General features: G+C 42.0%; 12 protein-coding genes and 1 other RNA gene. 12 read left to right on the top strand and 1 reads right to left on the bottom strand.

The genetic code is table 11. From position 1 onward, the window contains the following. Positions 1-19: 19 nt before the first annotated feature. Positions 20-829: a SpoIID/LytB domain-containing protein gene (locus tag HC246_RS15190; protein WP_169364121.1), complete on the bottom strand. Its 810-nt coding sequence runs from the start codon at positions 827-829 to the stop codon at positions 20-22. Between the two features lie 362 nt (positions 830-1,191). On the opposite strand from HC246_RS15190, the gene rnpB reads away from it, so the two are divergent. The 12 genes from rnpB (at position 1,192) to HC246_RS15130 (ending at position 20,791) form a co-directional block, all read left to right on the top strand. After that, an RNA gene (gene rnpB / locus HC246_RS15185) (RNase P RNA component class A) lies at positions 1,192-1,653 on the top strand. Between the two features lie 527 nt (positions 1,654-2,180). Beyond that, complete coding sequence (locus HC246_RS15180) at positions 2,181-4,619, top strand: HD family phosphohydrolase (protein WP_169364120.1); 2,439 nt, start codon at positions 2,181-2,183, stop codon at positions 4,617-4,619. 163 nt (positions 4,620-4,782) lie between these two features. After that, entirely contained in the window at positions 4,783-4,965 is a 183-nt protein-coding gene (locus HC246_RS15175; protein WP_169364119.1) for a hypothetical protein, read from the top strand. Positions 4,966-5,310: 345 nt separating this feature from the next. Then, positions 5,311-5,595, top strand: a complete 285-nt coding sequence (locus HC246_RS15170; protein ID WP_169364118.1) for a hypothetical protein — start codon at positions 5,311-5,313, stop codon at positions 5,593-5,595. 413 nt (positions 5,596-6,008) lie between these two features. Further along, positions 6,009-7,532, top strand: coding sequence for a YifB family Mg chelatase-like AAA ATPase (locus HC246_RS15165; protein WP_169364117.1), 1,524 nt, complete (start codon positions 6,009-6,011; stop codon positions 7,530-7,532). Positions 7,533-7,916: 384 nt separating this feature from the next. Then, the gene (locus tag HC246_RS15160; RefSeq protein WP_169364116.1) at positions 7,917-8,285 is read left to right on the top strand and encodes a response regulator transcription factor; all 369 of its coding nucleotides are present in this window, start codon (positions 7,917-7,919) and stop codon (positions 8,283-8,285) included. 164 nt (positions 8,286-8,449) lie between these two features. Beyond that, positions 8,450-8,977, top strand: a complete 528-nt coding sequence (locus HC246_RS15155; protein ID WP_169364115.1) for a chemotaxis protein CheW — start codon at positions 8,450-8,452, stop codon at positions 8,975-8,977. Between the two features lie 60 nt (positions 8,978-9,037). Beyond that, positions 9,038-11,395, top strand: coding sequence for a methyl-accepting chemotaxis protein (locus tag HC246_RS15150; RefSeq protein ID WP_169364114.1), 2,358 nt, complete (start codon positions 9,038-9,040; stop codon positions 11,393-11,395). A gap of 53 nt (positions 11,396-11,448) precedes the next feature. Beyond that, positions 11,449-17,484 carry a hybrid sensor histidine kinase/response regulator gene (locus HC246_RS15145; RefSeq protein ID WP_169364113.1) on the top strand — a complete coding sequence of 2,012 codons (6,036 nt, stop codon included), beginning with the start codon at positions 11,449-11,451 and terminating at the stop codon, positions 17,482-17,484. A 45-nt stretch (positions 17,485-17,529) separates the two neighbouring features. Further along, the gene (gene recN / locus HC246_RS15140) at positions 17,530-19,335 is read left to right on the top strand and encodes a DNA repair protein RecN (RefSeq protein WP_169364112.1); all 1,806 of its coding nucleotides are present in this window, start codon (positions 17,530-17,532) and stop codon (positions 19,333-19,335) included. 137 nt (positions 19,336-19,472) lie between these two features. After that, the gene (locus HC246_RS15135; protein WP_169364111.1) at positions 19,473-20,048 is read left to right on the top strand and encodes a hypothetical protein; all 576 of its coding nucleotides are present in this window, start codon (positions 19,473-19,475) and stop codon (positions 20,046-20,048) included. Positions 20,049-20,341: 293 nt separating this feature from the next. Beyond that, positions 20,342-20,791: a hypothetical protein gene (locus HC246_RS15130; RefSeq protein WP_169364110.1), complete on the top strand. Its 450-nt coding sequence runs from the start codon at positions 20,342-20,344 to the stop codon at positions 20,789-20,791. The last annotated feature ends 41 nt before the right edge of the window (positions 20,792-20,832 follow it).

Genomic DNA, 20,832 nt, shown 5'->3' with positions numbered 1-20,832 from the left:
TAAGTACCGCCTTTATTTTTTAGTTTTTGACGGGTTGATCCCGATACCACCAAGCCAAAATTTGCATCCAATTCCAGCCCTTTTGTGCCATTTGCTGAGTCATTTCCTGATCGAGGTGCTGACCATCGGAAACGGGCATATAGCCACCACCCCAGCTAATCCAGTTGCGAGGTAGGCGGGCACGATAATAACCATTAAAACCGGGTTTAAGCATATAGCCTGCGGTTGAGGCAACGGCTTGATCACTGCGGCTATGAATTAGAGCGATCGCTTGCCCAGTCTGAGGATCGTAGCGATAAAAACCTTTGTATACCTGATCACGAGTATCACTGACTAGATCGTAGGGAGCCTCGCCCCATTTACGCTGACGCTGAGTATTGACAGCATAACTACGAGCAGCAACTGCTTGCGCCATTAATGCGTCCATATGCCAACTGGCGGGCATTTCGCTAGGAACAACGCTGCGCAGATATTCCTCAAGGGACAAAACGTTAACGGCGATCGCCTTGTTATTCCAAGCGCGTAATTCGATTTCACCGGGGTAGAGATTGCTGCCGACTTGCACCAATCCATTATTACTAGGAGTAATACGATAAGCAGATGTCAGGGGTAATGTGTACCACTTACCAGGATCAAGACGGCGGCTCGCCTGTCCTGCAATTTGTAAAGTAGCAGGTTGTGTCACTGCGACAGACATCTTAGAGCTATTTTCCTCTCTAACCAAAACCCTCAAGAGGTTTGCTGCTGCTGCTTGAGATACGCCAGCAACAAGTACTAAGACTAAGGACAAAAATAGCGTATACATCCCTTTGGAGAAGTGTTTCATCATTTAGTTAGTCACTCACACCTATGAGCCAAGAATGTAAAAAATTATTTAATCCGTTTTGAGACATTTGGGGGATGCCTCGAATAACCAGATAGTTTAGCAAAACAATTCAATTTTGATAAACATTATTTTTTCTTTTACTTACAGACATTTTTATCGCAAGTACATCAAATTGTCACTAAATTGGTAAAAATCATTATGTGATGGGGAATATCAAGTTGTACCCATCACATGGCGATCACCATATAAACATAGTTGGATGCAATTAAATATCAAACCTCAAAACCTGTAATGCATGCTGTACATGCATTACAGGTTTTGAGGTTTGATTGTGCTTAGCTACTTAGTTCATAATAGAAATAAGGAAGAGTAAGCGTGCGGTTGCGAAATTTATCTCAAAACTTGTTTTGAGTATAGATTTTGAGGAAAGTCCGGGCTTCCATGAAGATCAGGCTGCTGGATAATGCCCAGTGCGAGCGATCGTGAGGATAGTGCCACAGAAAGATACCGCTAATTATGTAAATATCGCAAAGCGATATTTACATAATTAGTAAGGGTGCAAAGGTGTGTTAAGAGCGCACCAGCAGAGTCGTGAGGCTCTGGCTCGGTAAACCCCAGTTGGAAGCAAGGCGAGAGGATTTATGAGTATCGATCTTCAAATTGCTCTTAAATCCGTTGCTTAAGGTGATTGTTGGGCGAACGCTAAGCGATTGCATTTAAGTGTGTGCCGCATGAGGTATTTGGTAACAAATATCCCAGATAGATAACCGCTAAGGCAGTTGATAAAACTCCTGAAACAGAACCCGGCTTATGTCTTGCTCTTCCTATAAAAATTTCTATAAATTTATGCCCTACACCCTTATCACCTAATCAATAGACACTGTAAAGTCAAGCATTGTTTTTAGCCAGTAACACAAATTCTTGACTGGAGTTAAGTAGAATTTATAACTCATGGATTTTTTAAGCGCCATACCATTGTTTTTGATAGAGGGTTTGCTGAGCAAACCCTCTATCAAAGTCTAGAAGCAAAAAATTGGTTGAAATGCTAACAAAATAAGTTCGTCGGGCAATTGGCTACTTTGCCTGTGTTAGCTTAGAAATCCCCAATTAGTCGTGATTTTTTGGGATTTGTTAATGGATGTTCTCTTTAAGGTACGTCTATTACAAAATCATTTAGGATAGTTATAGCCACCTCAAAGAAACTAAAAGCAGATTTTTTGTTTTTTTGATGGAAATCTGGTAAATCTAGATCTGGTCTCTGCATTTCCTGAACTTGCCAACCTCAGATTGTAAACATTGCTGCATTTGTTGACTTTGTTTTTAGCAAATCACCTTTTACTAGAGTAATTAAACTATGGGAATTATTCCCAATCAACTATCATCGCTCCCTGAAACTAATCGTCCATCTCGCAAGTGGTCTGGTAGAGCGATTATCGGAATTACCTTTGTTTGTATCGTTTCTACCCTGAGTATTCGTTTTTATGCGGAGCCGCGCTTAACAATTGGTACATTTGTTGACCAAGATTTGCGTTCGCCTAAGACATTTACTGCTACTGATATTGAGGCAACTAAGCAGGCTCAGGAACAAGCTAAACAGCAGGTAGTACCAATTTATCGCAGTAATCCTGAGATGGACAATAATGCGGTCAAACATCTAGAGGAATTGTTACGAGTTGGTGATGATTTACGCATATCTTCTGGCAATCTGCCCTATGTCGATCGCAAAATCTTAAGTGATGAGGTACAGCGATATTTACGCCGATTGTCCGATCCAGAATGGGCGCAATTGCAGGATAAAGCCTATAGGCTAGCAAATAATTCTAATAATCAGAACTCTATATCTTCCGTTAACAAAGAACAAGATATAGCCGCCTTAGCAATTATTGAACTATCTCTCTATAAAATCAGTGCGCCAGCCTCAGACTACCAAAGTCTCATTAACAGGATTACAGATATTCGGCGTGCCTATGCGATGACCCAAGAGAAAGTTGCTAAGGGTCCAGCTATGTTTCGCGATCGCCTCTTAGAAATGACTAATGAGGATTGGGAAAATAACAAGAAATTAATTCGACAGGGTTTGCTCGATCTTCAAGCCTCAGGAATCGTGATCGGATTACCCGATAGTATGTTGCGACAAAGGATTGTCAACCTCAGGAATCTACCCACTAATGAAGAACATCGGGCTATGGCGATCTCGATTCTAAGTGCTACTGTACAGCCGAATCTGACCATTGATTATGTGGGGACAACCGAAAGAGCAATCAAAGCCTCAGAATCTGTTCAGACTCAGAAAATTTTCCTCAGAGCAGGAGATCTCATCGTTAAAGGAGGCGAAAAAATTACGGAGCGACAGTTTGTCATTTTGGACGAACTAAAATTGACTCAAAGGCAAGTCAATCTGATGGGCGTATCCTTGATGGTTGGCTCTACAGCGATCGCCTTTGCCATTCTTGGCTATGCCCATCGACGATGGCAATATTTCCTCAAAGTTAAATTACATACTAAAGATTTTTTAAACCTTGGCATCGTTTGCGCTGGCAATGCACTTGCCGCAGTGTTGATGGCTCCCCATATGTTTTTCTTTGTGCCATTGGCAAGTATGGGGCTAATCATTGGCAGTTTTTATAGTTCTCGGCTAGCACTACTAATTACCTCCTTAACCTCAATATTGATAGGAATTGCTATTAGTAGCGATCTGCTAGCTCTATCGCCTGTATTAATTGGTGCGATTATTGCCGCAGCCATTACTGATCGCCCTTTAACTCGCTCACACCTCGCCGCAACAGGCTTACTAGTTGCGGTTGTCCAAGCAGCAGTATATACAGCGATCGCTATTTTAGGAGGTGCAACGCCACCTGTACTAATTTTAATTACAGCCCTGAAATATGCATCAGGCGGACTCATTTCAGCGATCGCAGCTTTGGGTGCGATCCCTTACCTAGAGCATCTCTCCTATGCTTTGACCCCATTCCGACTCGCAGAACTTGCTAACCTTGACCGTCCCCTACTGCGCCGTTTAGTCACGGAAACCCCCGGTACTTTTCAGCACACCCTATTTGTTGCCAACCTCGCAGAAGCGGCTGCCCGTGAACTAGGTGCTGATACAACTTTGGTACGAACAGGGACGCTCTATCACGACATTGGTAAGACCCTCAAGCCTGAGTATTTCATCGAAAATCAAATGGGACAGCCCAATCCCCACGATATTCTGAACGATCCTTGGCTCAGTGCTCAAATTGTTAAAGAGCATGTGTCAGGTGGTATCAAGTTAGCTCAAAAATATCATCTTCCTAAAATGCTGCAGGCTTTCATCCCCGAACATCAGGGCACGATCACCATTTCCTATTTTTATTGTCAAGCCCAAAAGCGATCGAACTATGCCATTGAGTCAGAGTTTCGCTATGCAGGACCCATTCCCCAATCCCGTGAGACTGGCATTGTGATGTTGGCAGATGCCTGTGAGGCGGCTCTGCGATCGCTCGGAACAGAAACCACTTTAGAAGCAGCTAAAACTTTGCTTATGCGGATCTTTAAAGCAAGATGGGATGACGGACAACTCAAAGATTGCTCCTTAAGTTGGGAAGACTTAGATCGGATTGCACCTGTGTTCATTAAAGTATGGCAGGAGCGGAACCACGGCAGAATTAAATATCCCCATCTTGCCGAAAAGCTTGATCCCTCTGGTTCAGCCTTGCCCGATCATCTCTGCAAAACTGATAAATGCAAACCAAGTAAATCTGCGGAACCATTAGCAGAACAAACCGTAGCATCAAAAGAGATTGCCTTGAAATAGAAATTTGGCGATCGCGCTAAATAGCTCGGCAAAAAGAAACAAGTTTTTTATAGAGCGGCTTTGCTGTTCCACAAAAAACTTGTTTCTTTATTAATCCAAACCTTATTGCCCAAACTCTTAAGCAACAGAAATTACCAAGTCAAGAAATGGTAACGAAAGTCCAATGTCAGTACATCTGTGCTTTATCGCCGCTTACCTTACCCTTGGTGATATGTATTACAGAAAAAGCGATCACACCTTCAAAATGTATCGCTCCACCATAGATATTTTAAAAGCCTTACCCAGCAGCGAAATTGTCAAAGAAACAGATCTTACTGCTGCGGAACTAATTCTCCAAGTCGAATAAAGAATGCGTTGGAGTGGTAGGGGTTTTCACTTTAAATAAACAACATATTGCTATATTTTTTGAGATTCAAAGTAGAAATACTCAGTCAAATTCACTGTTGAAAATATCTATATATTTTCTTAATGATTGATTTTCGCGATTTTTATCAGCAAAATCTTCAAGAAGATTGTTATAGAAGCATTACAGGAATCAGTTAAGACATTGTTAAGTTAATATTTTATTCGGGATCGCTATAACTCTTTCCCTGCTTAATGTATAAGCTAATTTACTTCAAAAAGCTACCCTTGATAATTGAAGTAATTAATAAATTGCTTTTAGTAATTTTGGCAAAGCCAAATAAGATATATGGACTCTTCAGGTAACTCCATTACAGCTTGTAAATTGTGTCAGCATTACAATCCTGAAGGAAGAAGGGGTGGTTTTTGTGGAAGATTAGCTGTTCCCGTCAGTGCTACATGGGAGGCATGTAGTTTAGCAGCTCATCCTTTTGAGCCATCTTGGCAACCTAATGACGACTTTAGCTCACTTTTACATGACGCTCTCAATGACACTCTGGCAATTAGCCATCATGCAGAAATGCCAGAAATGCAGGAGATGTCTATGCGATCGCTTAGCTTTTCAGAATATTAATTGAGTACATATTATTATTTATTAAGTTGTTTCTAAGGATTTAGATTAGGTATTAGTACGTATTACTAGTACATAGTTTTAGCCACATCTAAACTATGTATACCTATAATATTGAATAAATAATGCTTGCTGTAAATATTTATTCCAGCCATTTTTACTAGTTCTAATGGCTATATTTGTATTACAAACTGTTGAAGTTTGAAGAAAAGTTTGAGAGTGTGGCTTTGCCACACTCTCAAACTTTTCTCTGTTTTTTAATTCAGTGCAACATGTTGTAGTTATCGCTCTTAGCTAGCTATCACAATTTGTACGGTGCATAAATTCAGGAAGGATAAGGTTTTACTAGTCGGACAAAGCTCTGTATGTTACGCTAAATCAATAATATTTTATAAAAATTAGTTTTATAGGACAAAGTGCTAGCAAGGGTTTGGAGCGCAACAATTTTAGGCATTGACGCGATTCAGGTAGGGGTAGAGGTAGATGTATCTGGAGGACTGCCCGGAATCACCTTAGTAGGATTACCTGATACTGCTGTTCAAGAAAGTCGAGAACGGGTGAAAGCTGCTATCAAAAACGCAGGATACGCTTTCCCAATGCGAAAAATCGTGATTAATCTCACCCCTGCCGATCTCCGCAAAGAGGGACCAATTTTCGATTTACCTATTAGCATTGGTATTTTGGCTGCCTCCGAGCAAGTTGATCCACAGTTATTAGGTGATCACTTATTCTTAGGCGAAGTCTCCCTTGATGGTTCCCTACGACCTGTGTCAGGTGTACTACCGATCACAGCGGCGGCTAAACGATTAGGCATGGTTGGGATCGTTGTGCCTAAGGAAAATGCCCAAGAAGCAGCACTTGTCAAAGATTTAGCAGTGTATGGATTGCAAAGTATTACTGAGGTTGGTGATTTTCTGGCGCATCCCGAAAAATATCAACCCGTAGTCGCTAACCCTGAAATGAAATGGAATGACAGCGAATTTAAGCTAGATCTAAAAGATGTCAAAGGTCAACAACATGCTCGCCGCGCCCTAGAAATCGCTGCCGCAGGTGGACACAACCTGATTTTTGTTGGTCCCCCTGGTTCTGGCAAAACTCTATTAGCAAGACGCTTGCCTAGCATTTTGCCCAATATGAATTTCGACGAGGCTCTAGAAGTAACCAGAATCCATTCAGTCGCAGGATTATTAAAAGGTAAGGGCTTAGTTAGCGATCGCCCTTTTCGTAGCCCCCACCATTCCGCCTCAGGTCCCTCACTTGTAGGTGGTGGCAGCTTTCCCCGCCCAGGAGAAATAACACTTGCAACAAATGGGGTGCTTTTTTTGGATGAGCTGACTGAGTTTAAAAGGGACGTATTGGAATTTTTGCGCCAACCCCTCGAAGATGGATTTGTGAGCATTTCCCGTACCCGTCAATCTGTTACCTTCCCAGCACAGTTCACGTTAGTCGCGAGTACAAACCCATGTCAATGTGGTTACTATGGCGATGCTGTCCAACCCTGTACCTGCACACCACGTCAGCGTGAGCAATATTGGGCAAAGCTATCAGGACCTTTAATGGATCGTATTGATCTCCAAGTAACTGTCGCCCGCTTAAAGCCCGATGAAATGACGCGATCAACTGAGGGAGAAGACTCTAGTGCAGTCAAAAAAAGAGTACAGGCATCTCGCAAAATCCAACAAAACCGCTTTCAAAGCGAGGCTAGGGTTAACTGTAATGCTCAGATGCAATCAAGGCACTTGCGCCAATGGTGCAAATTAGATGATCCTTCTCGGGAACTCTTAGAAGCAGCCATTAAACGACTAGGCTTATCGGCTCGTGCCACTGATCGCATTCTTAAGGTATCGCGCACGATCGCTGATTTAGCGAATACTGAAAATATTCAAGTAGTGCATGTGGCAGAAGCAGTGCAATACCGCACGCTAGATCGAGCTACCTAAATCGTAGCGTCCAAGTCCAATCCTGATGTTATGGTTAGGCTGGCTTTTAAAACTATAGGAGAGGGTTTGCGTAGCAAACCCTCTCCTATAGTTTTAAATTATTCTGAGCCTGTGTTTTTATGGTATTTTCAGTAAATTATTTGTTTTTCATGCAAGCACATAGCACCATACATGCTATTTTGTGTCTTGACTTTCAGCTCTAAATGAATTGTCTTTATCAAATGAGACTAAAATATGAGCAGTTTAATGAATAATTAAACGTTAACTTAATAAATAGTAATCTAGAAGCTATGGTAGGTAGATCTTTGTACTGCCTGACATAAGCCTAACTAATATGTTGTTGAGTGAGTTGCTAGTGGAAGAATCCTATCGGGGCATTCATGTATGAGTACAGTTCTGGTGGTTGAAGATAGTGTCACACAGAGAGAAATGATTGAAGACTTACTTAAGGGTAGTGGTTTAATCGTCAAAACAGCAGGTGACGGCATAGAAGCACTAGAGCAAATGCAAGGCAGTTGCCCAGATATCGTAGTTATGGACATTGTCATGCCCCGCATGAATGGCTATGAACTATGCCGTCGCATCAAAACCGATCCTAAAACTGAGCGCGTTCCCGTCGTAATGTGCTCATCTAAAGGTGAAGAATTTGATCGCTACTGGGGAATGAAGCAAGGCGCTGATGCCTATATTGCCAAGCCATTTCAGCCTCAAGAGTTAGTTGGGACTGTCAAACAGTTACTTAGAAAAGCTTAAGAATTTCAGTACAAGTGCTAAAACCTTGAACAATTCTTGAATCAATTCTTGATTATTCAGGGATGGTTCATTAACATCAATACTTTAAGATTTTCTAAAGCTTAAAACTTATAAAATTCAAGACATCAAAAGTTGCAATTTTGCAAGGTAGAGCTTCCCAAATTATGGTTGGAAACCAAGATTTCTTCCCCGGCATCGGACAAGATCAGGCGACTGACTTTGACCAAGGTATCGAAGCACCAGAAGGTGAGCTGCATTTAAGGTTTTTTGTAGCTTCTGGGATTGAATTTGCCTTGCCTGCAATTGGAGTTAGTCAAGTTTTAGAATTTGCTCCAGATCGAATTAACCCTATGCCAAATGTCTCCCCCCTACTGCTAGGTACAGTTAATATTCGGGGTAGAGTTATCTGGGTAGGTGATCTCGGGCAGTTTTTGGGAGAAGTGCCTCCTGTCAATACAGATCGGGCAGAAATTTCTATCATTGCGATCGAGGATCAAGGCATGATGTTAGGTTTAGCAGTAGAACAAATTGGTGTCATGGCTTGGCTTGACCCTTCCCAGCTAACCGTTTCTAGAAACAGCACTGACAGTATGGCTCCATTTATCAAAGGTGAATGGATAATGGAAGGCAGTGAGCCTCTAAAGTTGCTAGATCAAGTCAATATTTTGCGATCGGCACGGTGGGCATCATAGATGATTTCAAGATAGTTTCGGGCAAATGGCAGAGATTTTAGGGATTTTAGGAGAAGGCACATGGCATCAAGTACACAGCACCAAAAAGAATACGAAAAGGCTTCCTTAGCCTACATGCAAGGAGATTACAATCAAGCTGCAAAATTAACACAGGAGCTTGTCCAAGCATGTCCTAGTGAGCCTATGTATCGGTTACTTCATGCTCATATTAATCTCGCCCTAGAACGCTATCAAGATTCAATCGGTGAATATGAAACCGTTTTACAACTAACTGATGACAATTCAATTCTTGAATATGCTCATAGTGGCATTGCTGCTGCCAAGGAAAGATTAGATATCGATGATAGTTATAGTGACAATAACTTAGCGGATATGGTTAGCTCGTCAAACGACGAGTTTAGAAATAAGCAATATGCTTATGACAATGACAATAGCTATAACGCTCAATCAACTTATATGCAGGGGTCTTGGTCTTCAGGTGATAGTGGTGGACATAGCCATACCACCAACGATTTTGATTTTGATGATTTTAATTCTGATGTTTCAATGAATGGCTCTAGTGATTATGGCTATAGTGCCGAGACACAAATCACAGGTTCAGGGAGCTTTAATTCCAACTATAAATCTTCTAGCAACAATACATCTGGGAACTTGAACTCAGATACTGATGTTGTGTTCATGGATGAGTTTGATGATTTTGAAGACATTAGTGAATCATCTTTTTCTAATTCGTTCAGTGATTCCGACGCAACCCAAATGGCTTCGGATCGCTCCATATCTGATTTTGGTAGTCAAGACTTTGCTACCTCAGTCAGGTCTACTAATACGACAGCAGTCGTTGGCTCAGATATCTCAGCAGGACGATTTAATCAAACTGGCAATGAAGCAGAGCTATTTGGGTTGGGAGCAATTAATTCCCCCGTAGGCACAAAGCGTGGTGTGGATGTCACCGCCGAAGCCTCCGAGCAAGGTGGGCTATTTTCTCCCTTTGACAATATGCCTTTGAAAACCAAGACCCTGATCACAGCGATCGCTTCAGGCGTAGTGGCAATGGTAGCGGCAGGTATAGTAACTAACTTTGCGATCGGCTCAATCAAAGATAATTCAACCCGTGAACAGGTAAGAAATACGGGTTGGATGATGGCAGGGGCGGCAGCGATCGCTAGTGGCTCGATGGCATGGGGATTGGGCAAACGCTCATCGAGACTGATCGAACAATCAACCGAAAACTTACAATCTCAGTTTGAGTCAGTCATCCGTGGTGATATGACTCCAAGGGCTTCTATTTATAGCGAAGATGAATTTGGTAGACTCGCCGCAAGTTTTAACCAGATGATTCAGTCAATCGTATCTAACACCAACGAAGCACAGCGTAAAGCCGCCGAACAAGAACAGGCAAAAGAGGATCTCCAACGTCAGGTAATCCGCTTACTCGACGACGTAGAAGGTGCGGCGCGTGGTGACTTGACGGTACAGGCAGAGGTAACAGCCGATGTCCTCGGTGCGGTTGCTGACTCCTTTAACCTCACCATTCAAAACCTGCGCGAAATTGTTAACCAAGTAAAAATCGCGGCGCGTCAGGTAAACGAAAGCTCTCGCGAAAATGAAGCATTTGCCCGCAGCTTGTCATCAGACGCATTACGCCAAGCAGAAGAGCTAAGCGTTACCTTAAATTCAGTGCAAATGATGACGGAATCGATTCAGCGTGTAGCTGAAAGCGCCCGTGAAGCGGATCAGGTGGCAAAACTTGCGTCGGAAACCGCGATTAAGGGTGGTGAAGCCGTAGAACGCACCGTAGCTGGTATTCTCGACATTCGCGAAACGGTTGCGGAAACCACTCGTAAGGTAAAACGACTAGGTGAGTCGTCCCAAGAAATTTCTAAGATCGTTGGTTTGATTTCCCAGATTGCTTCGCGTACTAACTTACTCGCACTTAACGCTAGTATTGAAGCAGCAAGAGCGGGTGATGCAGGTCGTGGTTTTGCGATCGTTGCTGATGAAGTTCGCCAGCTAGCCGATCGCGCTGCCAAAGCATCGAAGGAAATCGAACAAATCGTATTGCAAATTCAGAGTGAAACCAGTAATGTGCAACAAGCGATGGAAGTCGGCACACAACAGGTTATCGATGGTACTAAACGCGCTGAACAAGCTCGCCAGTCCCTAACCGATATTATCCAAGTGTCCCACCGCATTGAAACTCTAGTACTATCCATTACCGAAGATACCGTTAAACAAACCGAGACTTCACGCACCGTATCACAGGTTATGCAGTCAGTTGAGTTAACCGCCCAAGAAACATCCCAAGAATCTCAAAGAGTGTCTGCTTCACTACAAAACCTTGTAGGTGTTGCCCGTAGCCTCCAAGATTCTGTGGAACGATTCCGCGTTGACTCAGGTGATAAAACGGGAGGTCGTTAGTCCTATTGCCTTTAGCTAGCTACTCATACCCTAATCTTTGAGAGGATTCTGTCATGAACTCGGAACAACAACAGCAGCGCATCATGGGTTATTTCATTGAAGAAGCCCGTGAACATCTCCAGACAATCGAGCAAGGTGTATTAAACTTGCAGGACATCTTAGATGAACCTGAGTCAATTAATGAGCTTTTTCGTGCGGCTCACTCGATTAAAGGTGGGGCGGCGATGCTAGGTGTGGGGAGTATTCAGCATGTTGCTCACCGATTAGAAGACTTTTTTAAAATCCTCAAAGAGAATCCCAAAATAAACGTTGATGAGCGGCTAAAAAGCCTGCTATTAGCTGGATTTGATCCCCTAGCTGAATTGCTTGATGAATTACAGATTGGGTTTCGTATATCTGACGAATTAACACTAGAAACCAGTAACCGTGTTAAGCCTGTCTTTGCAGAATTGGAATCCTATCTTAATCAATTAACTTCTAATTCTAATGAAGAATTAGTTACCCCTGTTCTTGTTGAACAAAGATCAGAACAGCGCATTGTCGAATCTAAACCAGTTACTTCTCAAAAGACGATCTTTCAAGAAGAAGTTACTAATAAAATGCGCGACATGCTGCAATTATTTCGCGGCACAGATTCACAGGATAGTCGATCGCAGTTACAGGAAATTTGCAATTACTTCCAAGAAGTTGGTGACAGATTTGAACTCAGCAATTGGACGAATTTAGCTACTCAGATCAAAAATGCGATCGCATATCCCATTAACTCATACCGTACTCTTGCGCCTATTGTAATTCGCGAACTAAAGGATGCTCAGGACTTAGTTTTGGCAAATCGAGAAGCTGAGATTGCCATATCACCTCAAATTCAAAACCTCTTACCCTATCGTTTTTCTGAATCAGAAGATGATGATGTCAGCACAATCTTTACCACCGCACCTGATATATCTCCAAAAGCGATAGATATCGAAGAAGACTTACAACTTGATGCCTTAGGAACTGAAGAATATGAAGCCTTAGATTTGGCTTCTATGAATCCAGTTGATCAACAGTCTTCCAGCGCACATGAGATTGATCTATTTAGTGATCAAAATGAACAAGAAGAAGCCTTTGATCTATTAGAAATACCTCAAGAACAAATCGATCAAATGGATTGGATGGACAGTGAGTATGAAATCACTGAAAATCAACATATTGATGGTCCCAAGGTTGGAGCATCAGAGTTAAAGTCCCTAGCCACTTTATTTGAGAATGATGATATTGACTTTGATTCTGCTTGGGAAGACATCGAATCTAACGAGAGTAATCTAGCAAAGCATGGCAATGAACAGAACTTCAACAACAATCATGATGAATTTGCTGATTTACTCGACAACACCTCTACAGACCTCAATAATCCTGCTAGCAATCGTGGATTAGAGGATTCTAATCTGGCGGAATTATTCGGTGAGGTTCCTACTAGCGAGCAGGCTAGCACCATAAGTAAAGATTCTCAAGGTTTATTTCCAAAGGATCAAGATTCTCAAGGTTTATTCCCAGATGATATGGATATTACATCCAATCCAACGGATCAATTAATCACACAAAATACTCCAGATATTCTAGAAGATTTAGCGATCGATGATTTGGTTAAAGAGGAATCCATAGATACAGAATTTGACGACTTTGACTTAGGGATCGATATCATTGATCAAATCAGTGATATTAATACTGAAAATGCCGAAGGCATTAATATTGATGACCTTGATTTCTCTGAAGGTAGCCCACAGGAATCTTCTGAATTATTCTCAGAAAGCATATTGAGTGATGCTCAAGATGATAACTCTCTATCTAGTGAGGAATATTTCGCTGAATTAGCAAGACAAGAGAATGCTATCAATAGTTTGCATGAAGATGAAGAAGCTCCAGATACTAACAACCATGAACCATTTGCCTTAACGATCTCAGAGGAAGACATGCCATTGTTAGAGGAAGATCCTTTTGCTATTAATGACAACATTGATGCCGATTTACTAGAAACACCATTAAACATTAGCAATGAAGATCAAAATGATTTTGACCTTTCTGATATAGAAGATTTTGCAAACACCCCATCTCCCAAAAAAGATGTTATAGAGAGCTATACTCTGCCCATAGAAAGTAGCGAAGACTTTGATACCAATGATACTTCGGGACTAAATATATTTGATGAGCTAGGCTTTGATAATGATGACTTTGAACAGGAAGCAGCATCACCAGTAATTGATCACCCAGTAACTGATCAAAATGATCATCAGGGTGAAGAGCCAGCATTTCCAGATAACAATGAATTTGATGAAATTGCTAACTCTATTAGTAGTGATGACATAATCAATATTAATGAGCAACCTATTAATGAGCAGACTGATGAGATTGATGATTTGTTTGCTGATGCTCCAGAGACAAGTAGCCCCTCTGAAATAATTGACAGTGCCGAAGATCTACAATTTTTCGGCGAAGATAGTTCTAATACAACCAGTATTGAACAAGAACTAAGTACCACTGATGATTTAGGCGATTTCTTTGGTGATGAGGAAAGCGTTGAGCAGGAACTAAGTAGCACTGATGATTTAGGTGATTTCTTTGGTAATGAGGAAAGCGTTGAGCAGGAACTAAGTACTACTGATGATTTAGGTGATTTCTTTGGTAATGAGGAAGAGATTAGTCAAGAAATTAATACTAGCGATGATGAGTTAGGCGGTTTCTTTGATGATGTAGAGGCATCAGATTTTAGCTTGTCTAACGATATTTCTAATAGCGCTGTTAGTGATATCACTGATAATGACAATTCAATTCAAAATATTGGTACTCATGATATTAGTAACACTGATGAATTAGGAGATTTCTTTGCGGATGTGGAAGAACCTAATCTTGATTCTGTTTACAGTAAAAATGAATCAAATAATTTAAGTACTACTGATGATATTGATGGATTAGGTGATTTCTTTAATGCATCTGAATCGCCCGAAGATCTAGCCGAGAAATTGATTGATGATAATTGGAGTGATTTAGGCATTAGCGACGATGTAAATATCAATGGTGATGTCGCAGATGAGACTATTGATTCATTTACTGAGGAAAATCTTAATTCCGCTTTTGCAGATATATCTGCTGCATCGAATTCTCTAGAAAGCTCTCTAGAAAACATCAATGACGAATTGTTTAATCAAATTGAAGAGCCTGAACCTGCAAACAAATCTGATAATTTAGTCAATTTATTTGCTAATGCGAATGAAGATGATCTGACTATATTAGAGAATAACTTTAATGATTTTGGTAATGATCTAGACAATGAATTTGACTTTAATGAAGAGCGATCGCTTACACAAAGTGACGCGAGTAGTCTAGCAGATGATTTTGAGGAGAATAATTTTTTCAATGCTATTGATGATTTGAGATCGGATTCTCTGCAATCAAATGATGAACCTCTAACGAGTATCCAACAAGATCAACAAGATGATATAAACTTTGACGACGATCATGAAGATATTACATCTGGTAGTACGATCGACAGCCTAGTGGACTTTTTTCAAGGTGATGATTCCGATATTACTGACTTAACTACATCTGAGTCATTAACTAATATTAATAACGATAGCTTTGATGACAACCAAAATTTAGATTTTGGTGGGTTTGATGAGATGTCTGATCTAAATGGTTCCAGCCTACAAGACTCTATAAATTCTGAGACAGATTATGTGGAAATGCAAAATTTGGCAATTGATAATCAATCAGTAGTAGAGGAGTTAAATGGGATTGATGATAATTTTGATTTTGATGATTTAGAAGCCATGATTGGCGATGCTAGTAGCTTATCAGATAATTTCATTACCTCTAATAACGACGAAGTTGCCAGCCCTAATCATCATAGTAATCATGACAATGGACAGCAGTCTATTAATTCTGATGATATGAATTTTGACGAATTAGAAGCTCTATTAGGTGATACTGGAAGTTTTGAGACAAATGTAGCTGCAAAACCAAAAGAACGTGAGGTTACTACTCTCCCATCTACCTCAACGACCAAACCGAAGGATGACTTTGACGAATTGGAAAGTATGCTTCAGTCAAGATTTGCTCCAGATGTTGGACCGATCAAGACTAAAACACCTGTGCGTCCTCCTGTCACTACCCGTAAGCCTAAGTTGTCCGATTCAACGATGCGTGTAGATGTCAAATACCTTGATAGTTTAAATAACTTAGTTGGGGAACTTGTTGTTAACCGCAACTTGTTAGAACAGGAGCAGGAAAGGCTACAACAGTTTATTACTAATCTATTGCATCAAGTGCAGCTACTTAGTGATGTATCCCAAAGGATGCGCGATCAGTACGATCGCTCTTTGCTAGAGGCATCTCTAACCGCAGGTCGCGGGCGTTCATATAATAATTTTGAATCTGGTTATTCTAGTGATGGGGCAAGTACGAGTAGTGCTGTTAGTAGCGAATTTGAAGGGATTGAATTTGACCGATACAATACCTTCCACGTTCTGTCACAGGAAATCATCGAGCTAATTGTCAAAGTTCGTGAGTCAGCTTCGGATATTGAGTTTGTGGTGGGTGAAACCGATCAGGTAACTCGTCAGTTGGGAACGATTACTACTCAAGTGCAGGATGACTTGAAACAATCACGCATGGTTCCCTTTGCTCAGATTGCCGATCGCTTGCCTAGAGGTATTCGCGATCGCGCACTGAAGAGTGGCAAGCAGGCTGACTTGGAGGTGTTTGGTCGCGAGACTCTCATCGACAAAGCTATTTTGGAATCTCTCACCGATCCACTCACACACCTTGTCAACAACGCGATCGATCACGGCTTAGAAGATCCTGCAACCCGCCAAGCAGCGGGTAAATCTGCGGCAGGTAAACTCACAGTGCGGGCATATCACCAAGGTAACCAGACCGTCATCTCAATCAGTGATGATGGTGCAGGTATTAGCACTGAAAAAGTGAAGAAAAGTGCAGTCGCCAAAGGTGTACGTTCGCAATCGGAAGTTGATCGCCTTAATGATACCGAGGTTTACTCGCTATTATTTGAAGCAGGATTTAGCACGGCAGCAGAGGCTGATGAGTTTAAAGGACGTGGCGTTGGTCTGGATGTGGTCAAAACCTGTCTCGATGAAATTCGCGGCGTAATTATTGTGGAATCGTTAGTTGGTAAAGGAACCACCTTTACAATCCGCTTACCACTTACGCTCAGTATTTCTAAGGCGATGTTCTGCATTAGCGATCGCGCTCGTATTGCCTTCCCCGTTGACGGCTTTGAAGACATGGTAGAGGTTCCTCAAAGTCAAATCGTGCTTAACGAAAAAGGTCAGCCATGCTTACCTTGGCGCGATACGGTGTTGCCATTCCAACATCTCTCCAATTTACTTTCCTATAGCCGCCATCTCAGCCGTAGCAATATCTATGGTAAGCAGGATAACGATGAACTCTGCATCATTATTCTGCGTAACGATACTAGTTACCTTGCCCTACAGGTTGATCAGTTCCTCGGCGAGTACGAAATTGTAATCAAGCAGTTAGAAGGACCAATCCCTCAGCCTGCGGGTATTGCGGGAGCAACGGTGCTAGGGGATGGTCGCGTCATGGCGATCGCTAACGTTTTAGAACTGTTTGACATCGCTAGTGGTAGACTCCGTCCTTCTACTTCTGGAGTCACGCTGCAACCACCTATTGAAGAAGATATTGCTGTCGATCCAACGGTGCTGATTGTGGACGACTCGATTACGGTACGTGAACTATTGTCATTGACCTTTGCCAAAGTGGGATACCGCGTCGAGCAAGCAAAGGATGGACAGGATGCATGGGAAAAACTCCGTGCAGGACTGCCTTGCGATATGATCTTCTGCGATATTGAAATGCCACGGATGGATGGATTAGATCTCTTATCGAGATTACAAAAGGATTCTCGACTCAAAGAAATTCCTGTGGCGATGTTAACTTCTCGTGGAGCTGATCGCCATCGTCAAACCGCAATTCAACTGGGAGCAAAAGGCTATTTCACTAAGCCCTATCTTGAAGAAGAATTGCTGAGCGCCTCGAAGCGTCTCCTCAATGGAGAAACCTTGCCGATTTAACAATTCAGGAATGTGTAGTGCACATTCCTGAATCTAGAAAAAACTATGCTGCTGAGTCTTAAAATTGAAAATTTTGCACTGATCGATCGCTTAGAACTAGATCTTTATGCAGGGCTAAATATTCTGACAGGCGAAACTGGAGCAGGCAAATCGATTGTATTAGATGCTCTTGATGCAGCACTTGGAGGTAAAGTATCTGCGCGAGTAATTCGTAATGGCGCAGAGCGTGCCAATATTGAGGCAACTTTTTCCACAAATCAGGCGATCGCTCAATGGTTAGAATCTCAAGAAATTGATGCCATTGACGCGGAAACTTTAATTTGCAGTCGGGAGATTACCATCAAGAGCAATCGCACCCGTGTTAACGGTGTGGTAGTTAATAAACAACAAATTCAAGAATTACGCGATCGCCTTGTTGAGATTACGGCTCAAGGTCAGACAATTTTACTGAGTCAATCCGCTCAGCAGAGGGAACTGCTCGATAGTTTTGGTGACCAAGCCTTTAATCAGGCAATCTCATTACAACGTCAAAAGGTCGCAAAATTATTTGAGACAAAGGAGCGATCACGCAAGGCACTGTTTGAGCGTCAACAAAATGAGCGTAACCGTTTGCAGCATTTGGATATGTTGCGCTATCAACTCAAGGAACTTGCCGCCGCAAACCTTGAAGATCCCGATGAATTGGAACAACTCGAAAGCGATCGCAATCGCCTAGCCCATAGCGTCGAATTGCAAAAGCAAGGCTATGCAGTGTATGAAGCGCTCTATCAGAATGATAGTGGTAATGCCTGTGCTGATCTCCTAGGGCAAGCAGAATCGATTCTCACAGAGATGGTATTGCTTGATCGCGAAGCAGAAGGAATTCTAGAATTAGTATCTAGTGCCCTTGCCCAAGTAGAAGAAGCAGGGCGACAGATTAATAATTACGCTAATCGTCTTGATTCTGATCCAGAACAGTTGGAAACCATTGAGCAGAGAATTAATCAAATCAAGCAAATTTGCCGTAAATATGGCACGCTCCCCGAAGCGATCGCCTATATGGAAAAACTGCAAAATGAATTGGCAGAATTGACCGATCAAAGTATTTCTATTGAAGACTTAGAGCGCAAAGCCGAGTCGGATTTACAGAGCTTACTCAAGGCTTGCAAAAAACTGACAGAATTGCGGCGGCAAACTGCGATCGCCCTTGAGAAAGCCCAAATCGAGGCACTAAAAATGTTAGCTATGGAAAAAGTCCGCTTTCAAGTTGGTCTTTATCCAGTTGAGCCAACTGCTTTAGGTAGCGATCACATTGTGTTTGAATTTAGTCCTAACCTTGGTGAACCATTACAGCCACTGGCGGAAACAGCCTCAGGTGGGGAAATGAGCCGCTTTTTGCTAGCATTAAAAACTTGTTTTGTGCAACAGAAAACTAGGCAGGAGAGCCAAGCCGATGCAGAATCTAGCCATGCCAAGGTTGGGACAATGGTATTTGATGAAATTGATACAGGTGTATCAGGTCGAGTTGCTCAAGCGATCGCCACGCAACTCTGGCAATTGAGCCGTAGTTCACAAATCCTCTGTGTGACGCACCAACCCCTAATTGCGGCGATCGCGGATCGTCATTTTCATGTCAGCAAGGAAGTAGTTGGCGATCGCACAAAAGTGCAAATTCGTTTATTAGAACTAGAAGATCGCAAACAGGAGTTGGCTCAAATCGCTTCAGGGAAAAGTGCTGAGCAAGGAAAAAGGAAAAAGGAAAAAGGAAAAGCTGTACTTCAACAAGGTACGGATGATCCTGCTCTAAGTCAGGCGATCGCCTTTGCCGAGTCTTTACTAGAGCAAGCAGCAGCTATTAAAAACCAAAAATAGTCGGCGCTTTGCGCCGACTATTTTTGGTTTTTTTAGTACATACAGAATCTGGAAATGATCGCGCTGGCTATATCCAAAGCTCGACCAAATCGCTAGAATCAAAGGAATATTATTAAATTATATTAAGTTATATAAATATGAGTTTTATAGCCAGCAATTTTTCAATCAACAATTTTCCGATCAGGAAACAATGGCGATCGCTAGTCAATATTTTTTTGATCTGCGTCATTTGTTTGGCAATTACCTTTGCTAATTCCCTGAGCAATAATGTCTCCGCCGCAAGAGAACCCGACTCTAGCCAAATCATTGATCGTTTTGAAATTATCAAAAACAAAATGGCAAAACTGAGATTTTGCTACAACGAGAGTTGTTTCTATCGCAACGTCACCAGTAAAATTATTCCTCCCAGCGACAAAAATCCCCATTACACTGCCGAAATCTCTGCTGCTGTTGAGCGCCCATCCGCAAGCCCTGACTTAGCCGATTACCACTTTGTCTATGCTGATGATCATTGGCAACTGGTCAAGGGTGAAGAGTTTACCGATGTTGCGGACTATGTATTTATTGGCGATCGCTATGAAATTTACAGTGTTCATAATAGTCATACCCTCAGTGGCAATTTGGACAAAGCCAAGGAAGATGGCGGCATTAAATCAGGATATTTGCCCCTTTACTATGAAGTGCTAGATCGCGGCATTGAGCGAGTCAAATAAGAGTTTTGTGGTGAGGCAAAGCCTCCCACAAAACTCTGTTTATTAGGAACAAATATCGCCAGAAGACCGTCTAAATCTCTGCCCCCCATCTTAATTATTTATAGCGGTTTTCAAATGAGTGCTTACAGCGCTTTGCGCGGACTTGAAACCCAGAGAAATTTTTGAAAGCGCGGCTTCGCCGCGCTTTCAAAAATTTCTCTGTACTACTCCAGTGAAATCGAACCCTCTCTCGAATCATTGATGATTGCTATATAATCAGGTGAATGCTGAAGATCGTATTATTGAGGTTCAGGATGGTTGCCAAACCAGTTATCAATCACATTCTCTTAGGACTTGCAGTTAGCGCGATCGCCCCGATCGCGATCGCTAGTTCCTCAGCATCCGCAGAAGAGAATATTAATATTCCACAGCAGCTAGTCGAACCCAGTCTCTGGTGGAAAACCCAACGGTTAGAAGAAGGTTGGGTCGAGAAAATTACAATTGATCCTGAAACCAAAAAAGCGATCGTCACCGTTAATACGACCAGATGGGCAGCTTCTGATTATTTAACAAGATTTAGTTTTCTATTTAAGTTAGGAACAGAAGCCCAAAAACAAAATTTTAATGTGTTACTACACAATCGACGCGATCAGAAGCTTGCAGAATATAGCACTCAGGAAGAACGTTGGCGGATCGATCCTACATCTTTAGGTGCAGAGCCATTTCGTGTCAATGCTCCCACAATTTTCCAGCAACAGTTCTAACAAGAACCAGATTTTCTAGGGCATGGCAAAATAGCGCTACA

The sequence above is a fragment of the Pseudanabaena yagii GIHE-NHR1 genome, assembly GCF_012863495.1.
In the GTDB taxonomy this organism is placed as follows: Bacteria; Cyanobacteriota; Cyanobacteriia; order Pseudanabaenales; family Pseudanabaenaceae; genus Pseudanabaena; species Pseudanabaena yagii.
Note: the sequence above shows the minus strand (reverse complement) of the source record. Positions and strands in the feature narration are given on the sequence as shown.

Excerpts from the sequence above, each read along its gene's own strand:
- HC246_RS15190 (WP_169364121.1), bottom strand. The coding sequence starts at position 829 with ATGATGAAACACTTCTCCAAAGGGATGTATACGCTATTTTTGTCCTTA.
- HC246_RS15180 (WP_169364120.1), top strand. The coding sequence starts at position 2,181 with ATGGGAATTATTCCCAATCAACTATCATCGCTCCCTGAAACTAATCGT.
- HC246_RS15175 (WP_169364119.1), top strand. The coding sequence starts at position 4,783 with ATGTCAGTACATCTGTGCTTTATCGCCGCTTACCTTACCCTTGGTGAT.
- HC246_RS15170 (WP_169364118.1), top strand. The coding sequence starts at position 5,311 with ATGGACTCTTCAGGTAACTCCATTACAGCTTGTAAATTGTGTCAGCAT.
- HC246_RS15160 (WP_169364116.1), top strand. The coding sequence starts at position 7,917 with ATGAGTACAGTTCTGGTGGTTGAAGATAGTGTCACACAGAGAGAAATG.
- HC246_RS15155 (WP_169364115.1), top strand. The coding sequence starts at position 8,450 with ATGGTTGGAAACCAAGATTTCTTCCCCGGCATCGGACAAGATCAGGCG.
- HC246_RS15150 (WP_169364114.1), top strand. The coding sequence starts at position 9,038 with ATGGCATCAAGTACACAGCACCAAAAAGAATACGAAAAGGCTTCCTTA.
- HC246_RS15145 (WP_169364113.1), top strand. The coding sequence starts at position 11,449 with ATGAACTCGGAACAACAACAGCAGCGCATCATGGGTTATTTCATTGAA.
- recN (WP_169364112.1), top strand. The coding sequence starts at position 17,530 with ATGCTGCTGAGTCTTAAAATTGAAAATTTTGCACTGATCGATCGCTTA.
- HC246_RS15135 (WP_169364111.1), top strand. The coding sequence starts at position 19,473 with ATGAGTTTTATAGCCAGCAATTTTTCAATCAACAATTTTCCGATCAGG.
- HC246_RS15130 (WP_169364110.1), top strand. The coding sequence starts at position 20,342 with ATGGTTGCCAAACCAGTTATCAATCACATTCTCTTAGGACTTGCAGTT.